5 protein-coding genes are annotated in these 7,487 nt (G+C 66.2%); 3 read left to right on the plus strand and 2 right to left on the minus strand.

Annotated features, from left to right (window positions below; translation table 11 throughout):
* Nucleotides 1-452: 452 nt before the first annotated feature.
* Both BUQ68_RS24475 and BUQ68_RS22385 read right to left on the minus strand, forming a co-directional pair.
* Nucleotides 453-1,751, minus strand: coding sequence for a methyl-accepting chemotaxis protein (locus BUQ68_RS24475; RefSeq protein WP_075218251.1), 1,299 nt, complete (start codon nucleotides 1,749-1,751; stop codon nucleotides 453-455).
* The gene (locus tag BUQ68_RS22385; protein ID WP_095407411.1) at nucleotides 1,726-2,250 is read right to left on the minus strand and encodes a PAS domain-containing protein; all 525 of its coding nucleotides are present in this window, start codon (nucleotides 2,248-2,250) and stop codon (nucleotides 1,726-1,728) included. Before BUQ68_RS22385 ends, BUQ68_RS24475 begins: the two co-directional genes overlap by 26 nt.
* A gap of 343 nt (nucleotides 2,251-2,593) precedes the next feature.
* On the opposite strand from BUQ68_RS22385, the gene BUQ68_RS22390 reads away from it, so the two are divergent.
* The 3 genes from BUQ68_RS22390 to BUQ68_RS22400 all read left to right on the plus strand — a co-directional run bounded on the left by BUQ68_RS22390 (nucleotide 2,594) and on the right by BUQ68_RS22400 (nucleotide 7,383).
* Nucleotides 2,594-3,436 carry a fatty acid desaturase gene (locus tag BUQ68_RS22390; protein WP_083656824.1) on the plus strand — a complete coding sequence of 281 codons (843 nt, stop codon included), beginning with the start codon at nucleotides 2,594-2,596 and terminating at the stop codon, nucleotides 3,434-3,436.
* A 272-nt stretch (nucleotides 3,437-3,708) separates the two neighbouring features.
* Nucleotides 3,709-4,701, plus strand: a complete 993-nt coding sequence (locus tag BUQ68_RS23490) for a hypothetical protein (RefSeq protein WP_075218252.1) — start codon at nucleotides 3,709-3,711, stop codon at nucleotides 4,699-4,701.
* 207 nt (nucleotides 4,702-4,908) lie between these two features.
* A complete protein-coding gene (locus BUQ68_RS22400; protein WP_075218253.1) occupies nucleotides 4,909-7,383 on the plus strand; it encodes a GcvT family protein in 2,475 nt (824 codons plus the stop codon).
* Nucleotides 7,384-7,487 lie beyond the last annotated feature (104 nt).

Consider the following 7,487-nt stretch of genomic DNA (forward strand, 5'->3'; position numbering starts at 1 on the left):
GTCCGCCTGCGCGGACCATGACGATCGGGTCGGGTGGGGTGCCCTTAGGGTGAAATCGCCGCTTCCGCCAACATCGTCATGGTCCGGTTCTGCCGGACCATCCACGCGTTCCGCCGGGCGGTGCCAGGGGCATGCGCGGGTGGTCCGCCTGCGCGGACCATGACGATGGAGGAGGGGGGGGGCAGGCGTGGAGCGGGTGGGCCGGGCCGCGTATCCGCCGTCATGCCCTCAGGTCGTCACCCCGGCGGATGCCGGGGTCCAATCGTCTGTGGGTGAACCCGCGACGGTGTACCGGTCGGACGCGTCGGCTGGATCCCGACTTTCGTCGGGATGACGAGGTGGGGAGGGCGGAGTGGACCCTGCTTTGCCGGAGGGCACTCCGTCGCCCGTACACACTCCATCGCCCGCCGCCTTTCCTCCCCTTTCCGTCTCGCTTCTCTCCCTCCCCTCCCTCACGCCGCGGTGCTGCGGGTGAGGAAGGTGTCGATCTGGTTGCTGAGCATCTGGGCGTGGCGGGAGAGTTCGGCGGCGGCGTCGAGGACCTGGGAGGCGGCGGTGCCGGTTTCGGAGGCGGCTTCGCTGACGCCGATGACGCTGCCGGAGACGTTGCCGGTGCCGGCGGCGGCTTCGCTGGCGTTGCGGGAGATGTCGCGGGTGGTGGCGCCCTGCTCCTCCACGGCGGCGGCGATGGCGGAGGCGATCTGGTCGACGCCGCGGATGGTCTCCGTGATGGCGGCGATCTCGGAGGCGGCGAGCCGGGTCTCCGCCTGGATGGACGCGATCTGGGCGCGGATCTCGTCGGTGGCCTTGGCGGTCTGGCCGGCGAGCGACTTCACCTCGCTGGCGACGACCGCGAAGCCTCGGCCCGCCTCGCCGGCCCGCGCCGCCTCGATGGTGGCGTTGAGGGCGAGGAGGTTGGTCTGCTCGGCGATCGAGGTGATGAGCTGCACCACGTCGCCGATCCGGTCGGCGGCGCCGGCAAGGCCGGAGACCACCTGGTTGGTGCGGGCCGCCTGCTCCACGGCGGCGCGGGTGACGCCGGAGGAATCGGTGACCCGCCGCGAGATCTCGTCCACCGAGGCGGACAGCTGTTCGGCGGCGGCCGCCACGGACTGCACGTTGGAGGTGGTCTGGGTGGAGGCGCTGGCCGCGGACGCCGCAAGGCCCTGGCTGCGCTGGGCGACGGCGGCGAGGGACCCGGCGCTCGCCTCCATCTCGGCGGCGGCGGCGGAGACGCTGCTCATCACAACGCGCACGTTCTCCTCGGCGAACTTGGCGAAGGCCTTCGTCCGCTCGTCCATGGTGTCGGTGGCCGCGTTGAGGGTGCGGGCGGCGGTGACGTAGGCGCCCGGCATGCCGCGCAGCATGACCTTGCGGTAGTAGCGCCCGGAGGCGACGGCGGCCATGGAGCCGGCGGCCTCGCGCACGAAGGCGTCGGACACGTCGAGCACGCGGTTGACCTGGTTCTGCAGGACGCCCACCGGGCCGGGCTGGTAGGCCTCCAGCACGCGGGCCTCCAGGTCGCCCTTGCCGGCCGCTTCGCAGACGGCGGCGAGGCGGACGATGACGCCCTCCAGCTCGGCGAGGGAGAACACGCCGAAGCCGGCGGCGGCGAGCCCGATCGCCGAGACGGCGAGGTCGACCGCGAAGGGAAGCACGTCGGTCAGGTGGTTCACGGCGAGGACCACCATGGCGCCGCCCGCCACATAGCCGGCGAAGCGGGCCTTAGACAGAGAGGATGAATTCGTCATAGCTCACGCCCTTGCCGGCCAGAATGGAATCGAGGAGCGCGCGTGCGGACTGCATGCCGTCCTTGCGGTTCGACGGACGGCGTTCTTCCTCCATCAGCCGCGCGTAGAGCGGCCGGATGGCGTCGATCTGCCGGGGATCCGGCTTGCGCCGGTTGGAGTGGTAACCCACGACGCTGCCGGCGGCGTCGAAGCTGGGGGTGACGTGGGCGAGGACCCAGTAGTGATCGCCGTTGGAGGCAAGGTTCACCACATAGGCGAAGATCTCGGACTTCGCCTCGATCCGCTCCCAGAGCAGGTTGAAGATCGACCGCGGCATCTCCGGATGGCGGATGATGCTGTGCGGCTGACCGATGACGTCGCGGGACGTGAAGCGCGACACCCGCAGGAAGACGTCGTTCGCGTAGGTGAGACGGCCCTTCAGGTCCGTCTTGGTGACGATGAACTCGTCTTCGTGGAACGGGCTCTCGCGCCCGGTGGGGACTGGTTTTTCGATCGCCATGGGCCATGCTTTGTGTTGTTGGGGCCGCTTTGGATTTCAATCTTAAATAGTGAACGGAACATTAGGGCGGGTCTACGCATGATTGCGTACGCCAATCGGACGCAACGCAGCAATTCGCGATAATTGCGTTTGAAAAGTGCATGCATGATGCGTGGATTGGCGAGGGGGTTGCGAGGCAGGCGGAGGGGAGGCCGGATCCGTTCCTTCCGGGGGCGCCCGGATGTGCAACCGCTGGTCAGGGCGCGGGGACGGGTCGGGCACGGCGCGGCGCGGGCCTCGGGCGGCGGGCTGGTCGCCGGGGGCGGGGTGGCGCGTTATATGAAGGGCCATGACGAGACCCGAGATGCCAAACGCCCCTGACGCCGCCGCGCCGCCGACCGCCGCGCCGGATCCCTTCCCCGCCCGCGGTTGGCCGGCGCCGCCGGCGCGCGCGCGGGGGGCGCGAACGGGCGGGCGCGGGGCGGTCCGGCCGCATCAGGGGCTGATCGGGCTGACGCTCTGCGCGCTGGTGGTTGGGTCGTGGCTGACGCTCCACGTCGCGGCGGTCTTCTTCCTGCCGGTGACGGCCGCGACCGCGCCGCTGGTGCCGGTGGTGATGCTGGTGCAGGTGTGGCTGTCGGTCGGCGTCTTCATCGTCGCGCACGACGCCATGCACGGCTCGCTCGCGCCCGGCCGGCCGCGGCTCAACACGGCCGTCGGGTCGCTGATCCTTCTTCTCTATGCGGGCTTTGCCTGGCGGAAGGTGCGGGCGGCGCACATGGACCACCACCGCGCCCCCGGCACGGAGGCTGACCCGGACTTCTACGCCGGCAATCCGGAAGACTTCTGGCCGTGGTACCGCACCTTCTTCACCCGCTACTTCGGCCTCGGCTCGATCGCCTTCGTCAGCACCGTGGTGACGGTCTGGTGGCTGGCGCTCGGCGCCGACCCGGTCAACCTCGTGCTCTTCTACGGCGTGCCCGCCCTCGGCTCATCCCTGCAACTCTTCTACTTCGGCACGTATCTGCCGCACCGGCACGAGGAGGAGGGCTTCAAGGACGCCCACAACGCGCGGACGCAGGACTATCCGTGGCTGGTGTCCCTGCTCACGTGTTTTCACTTCGGGTATCACCACGAGCATCACCTGAAGCCGGGGGTGCCGTGGTGGGCGTTGCCGGGGGAGAGGAGGATAAAGACTTTCCAATAAACCCTGATAAACTGTGTTCTTTCGGATACTTGGACAACATCAGGCGCGCATTGATGCATACCTATTATTTAGTGCCGTTCCAAAAGCGCATTTGCGTAGAATGGCTCAAAACGTGCCCCCCCATTTCCTCACGAACTTTTCGAACCGTAGCTGATGGGGCTCGAAAGGGTCACGTATCAGCATTTTTTCCACAACTTATTCTGGTGTAGATTCTAGCGTTCACTACTGCTTTCAGGCCAGTCTCCAGATGGGCGGATTTGGAGGGGGCAGGAATGGAAGAAGAGATCGTTTTCCACTTCGATGGTGCACTATCGAGTGATCATAAAATGAACTTCTATGAGGCAGCGCGATTCCAATATGCCGCAGCCCGCCTTTTAGTGAAGTTAGATCAGTTTCGAAAGAGAGGACGCTTCACAGATAAAGTAACTGTCAGAAGTAATCAGGAAATATTTTTGAAGCCTCATGGGGATGGCTCGTTTGATATTTTCGCTTTAGCGCCTTTAATGGCTATGGCAGGAGATTATTTCGTCAACGTGACCATGCAAAACATGCTGGCCTATGTTTTCGATCGCGTCATTGGGAAGTCTTCGGACTCGGACGTGGCAAATAGCTTAAACGAAGTGCGGCAAATAGTAGATGCCGTCGGAAGAATCAACGATAATGACTCTGAGAACATGAGTAGGGCTCTAAGCATAATTCAGCACGATCAGGCGCTGAAGCAAGGTTTGACGGCGAACGTCATCGAAAACTACGAGAGACGAATAGCAGAGCTTGAGAGAAGTAGGTCGGTCGCAGCGAAAGCGGACGAGCTGTCGAAAATCAGTTCAGAGCAAGAACAAAAGCTTCTTTCAATGTCTGCGCCGCTTGCTAGCGAGATGGCAAAAGTACTTCGAAGGAGTGCAACTTCTTTGGAGATTAGGACGCGCAGTCCGGTGTATCTTGAAAGTAAAATCGTTTACTTGAATAGAGAGATGGCTAGCGAGATCGAGTCAGCGACTGTTGATGAGCGGATGCGAGTAGTCAGTTGCGATATAATTCAGTACAATAAAGAGACGGGCTGGGGAAAGGCGCGTATAGCTGATGAGCAGAAGCCGCTTAGTTTTAGCGTTCCTTCGGATATGAAATCTATGTTGCAAGGAGCTCTGCTAAACTATATGAATAAAGAAATTGTATTGCTGCAATGTTACATGGTGCGGGACAAGGTAAATACTGTGACACGGATGATAGTGGTAGGGCTGGCCCCAGTGCCAACAAAGATCGGGTAGAAAGAAGACCGTGTATACCGAGGGCCGCGAGGGAATCCCCGGTTTTCCTGCGCTTAAACCCGAAATGTCGCTGACGGCCCCCTTGAACGTTCCCGACCCCCGTGTCGCCTTCCTCCCCCCGCATGTCGCCGCCGTCCTTTCGCCGGGCGGGGATTGGGGTGACGTTAGGGGACGGATCGAACGGGCGGCATCAAGGGGAACGGGTTCATGCGGGATCGGGCGCGGATCGTCATCATCGGGGCCGGGATCGCGGGGACGTCGACCGCCTATCATCTGGCCAAGCTCGGCGTCACCGACGTGGTGGTCATCGACCAGGGGCCGCTGTTCCGCACGGGCGGCTCCACCAGCCACGCGCCGGGCGGCATGTTCCAGACCAACACGTCGCGCACCATGGCCTCCTGGGCGCGCTACACCATCCAGACGTTCGCGGGGCTCGAGGTCGACGGCAAGTCCGGCGCGGCCTTCCTCGGCGGCATCGAGCTCGCCGAAACGCCGGCGCGCATGCAGGAGCTGAAGCGGCGGCGCGGGCTTCAGCAGAGCTGGGGCATCCCGGGCGAGATCCTCGGTCCGTCCGAGGTGAAGCGGATGATCCCGATCATCGACGAGACGAAGATCCACGGCGGCCTCTACGTGCCGGACGACTGCATCGGCCGGCCGCTGCTCGCGGCGGAAGCGATGGGCATCGCGGCGCGGGCGGCGGGCATCGACTTCCACGGCGAGGTGGAGGTGACGGGTTTCGAGCGGACGGACGGGCGCGTGTCGGCCGTCGTCACCGACAAGGGCCGCATCGAGGCCGAGATGGTGCTCTGCTGCGCCGGCATCTGGGGGCCGAAGGTGGGGCGCCTCGCGGGCGTGCCGATCGCGCTCCAGCCCATGCAGCACCAGTATGTGAAGACCGAGGCGCTCGGCATCCTCAAGGAGCTGAGCCAGGGCGGCGCGGTGGAGAGCGCCATGCCGCTGATCCGCGCGCAGGACCACTCGCTCTACTTCCGCCAGCACTTCGACCAGTTCGGCATCGGCAACTACCGCCACGCGCCGCTGCCCGTCGACGCGGAGACGCTGCTTCCCTTCCGGCTGGCGCCGCGCATGCCCTCCTGCATGGAGTTCACGCCGGAGCATTTCGAGGAATGCCACCGGGCGACCGTGAACCTCTTCCCCGTGGTGGCGGGCGCCGCCCAGGCGGACGCCTTCAACGGCATCTTCTCCTTCCCGCCGGACGGCATGCCGCTGATGGGCGAGCACGCCGACCTGCCGGGCTTCTGGGTGTGCGAGGGCGTGTGGATCACCCACTCGGCCGGCATCGGCCGCTCCATGGCGCACTGGATGGTGGAGGGCGATCCGGGCATCGACGTGCGCGAGGCGGACGTGAACCGCTTCGCCCGCTTCCAGACCACGCGCCGCTATGTGAACGACCGCGGCTCGCAGCAGTACCGGGAGGTCTATGACATCATCCACCCGCTGGCCCAGCCGTCGGTGGCGCGGGGGCTGCGCACCTCGCCCATGCACGACCGCCACGTGGCGAACGGCGCCCACTTCTGGGACGTGGCCGGTTGGGAGCGCCCGGCCTGGAACGAGGCCAACGCGCCGCTGACCGCCAACCTCGCCCTGCCGAAGCGCGAGGGCTGGGCGGCGGAGGAATGGTCGCCGATCCAGGGCGCCGAGGCGGTGGCGACCCGCTCGGCGGCGGGGCTCTACGACATCTCCACCTTCACCAAGCTGGTGGTGGAGGGGCCGGAGGCGGCGCGCTTCCTCAACTACGTGCTCGCCAACGACGTGGACAAGGCGGTCGGCCAGGTGGTCTACACCTGCATGCTGAACCCGCGAGGCGGCGTGATATCCGACATGGTGGTGACGCGCACCGGGGCGGACGAATTCCTGATGCTGACCGGCACCGGATCGGGCCTCTCGGACCTCGCCCACATGCAGAAGGTGGCGCGGGCGAAGGGCCTCGGGTCGGACCGGCTGCGCATCCGCAACGTGACGCACGAATACTGCGGCATCGGCCTCTGGGGGCCGAAGGCGCGGGAAATCCTGGCGGCGGTCTCCGACAGCGACGTGTCGGACGCGGGCGTGCCCTACTACAAGAGCCGGCTCATCCAGATCGGCTATGTGGAGGCGCGGGTGCTGCGCATCTCCTACGCCGGCGAACTGGGCTTCGAGATCTACATGCCGGCCCCGCACGGGCGGGCCACCTGGGACGCCCTCGTGGAGGCCGGCGCGCCGCACGGGCTCGTCGCCTGCGGCATCGGGGCGCTCGACAGCCTGCGCATCGAGAAGGGCTACCGGCTCGCCGGCGCCGACCTCACCGGCGACCGCACGGCGCTGGAGGCGGGGCTCGGCTGGTCGGTGAACATGAAGAAGGGCGACTTCATCGGCCGCGCCGCCATCGAGGCGCAGAAGGCCGCCGGCGTGCCGACCCGGCTCTGCTGCCTGACGCTCGACGACGACACGGCCGTGGCGCTCGGCAAGGAACCGGTGCTGAAGGACGGCGCGCCGGTCGGCTACGTGACCAGCGCCAACTACGGCTACGCGGTGCGCAAGATGATCGCGTTCGCGTACCTGCCGGTGGCGCTGGCGACGGTGGGGGAGAGCGTGGAGATCGAGTACCTGGGCGCGCGCTACTCCGCGACGGTGGCGAACGACCCGCTGTTCGACCCGGAGGGGAAGAAGCTGCGGGCGTGAGGGGGTCGTGGACCGGGTGCGGGTGGATGACGGCGAAGGCCGTTCGCCCCGCCGCTCTCTGCACCCGCCGTCGTGATCCCGGCGAACGCCGGGATCCAGCCGAC

The organism is Mongoliimonas terrestris, from assembly GCF_001927285.1.
Taxonomy (GTDB): domain Bacteria; phylum Pseudomonadota; class Alphaproteobacteria; order Rhizobiales; family Pleomorphomonadaceae; genus Chthonobacter; species Chthonobacter terrestris.

Coding starts and splice junctions, on each gene's coding strand:
- BUQ68_RS24475 (WP_075218251.1), bottom strand. CDS start 1,751: ATGACGAATTCATCCTCTCTGTCTAAGGCCCGCTTCGCCGGCTATGTG.
- BUQ68_RS22385 (WP_095407411.1), bottom strand. CDS start 2,250: ATGGCGATCGAAAAACCAGTCCCCACCGGGCGCGAGAGCCCGTTCCAC.
- BUQ68_RS22390 (WP_083656824.1), top strand. CDS start 2,594: ATGCCAAACGCCCCTGACGCCGCCGCGCCGCCGACCGCCGCGCCGGAT.
- BUQ68_RS23490 (WP_075218252.1), top strand. CDS start 3,709: ATGGAAGAAGAGATCGTTTTCCACTTCGATGGTGCACTATCGAGTGAT.
- BUQ68_RS22400 (WP_075218253.1), top strand. CDS start 4,909: ATGCGGGATCGGGCGCGGATCGTCATCATCGGGGCCGGGATCGCGGGG.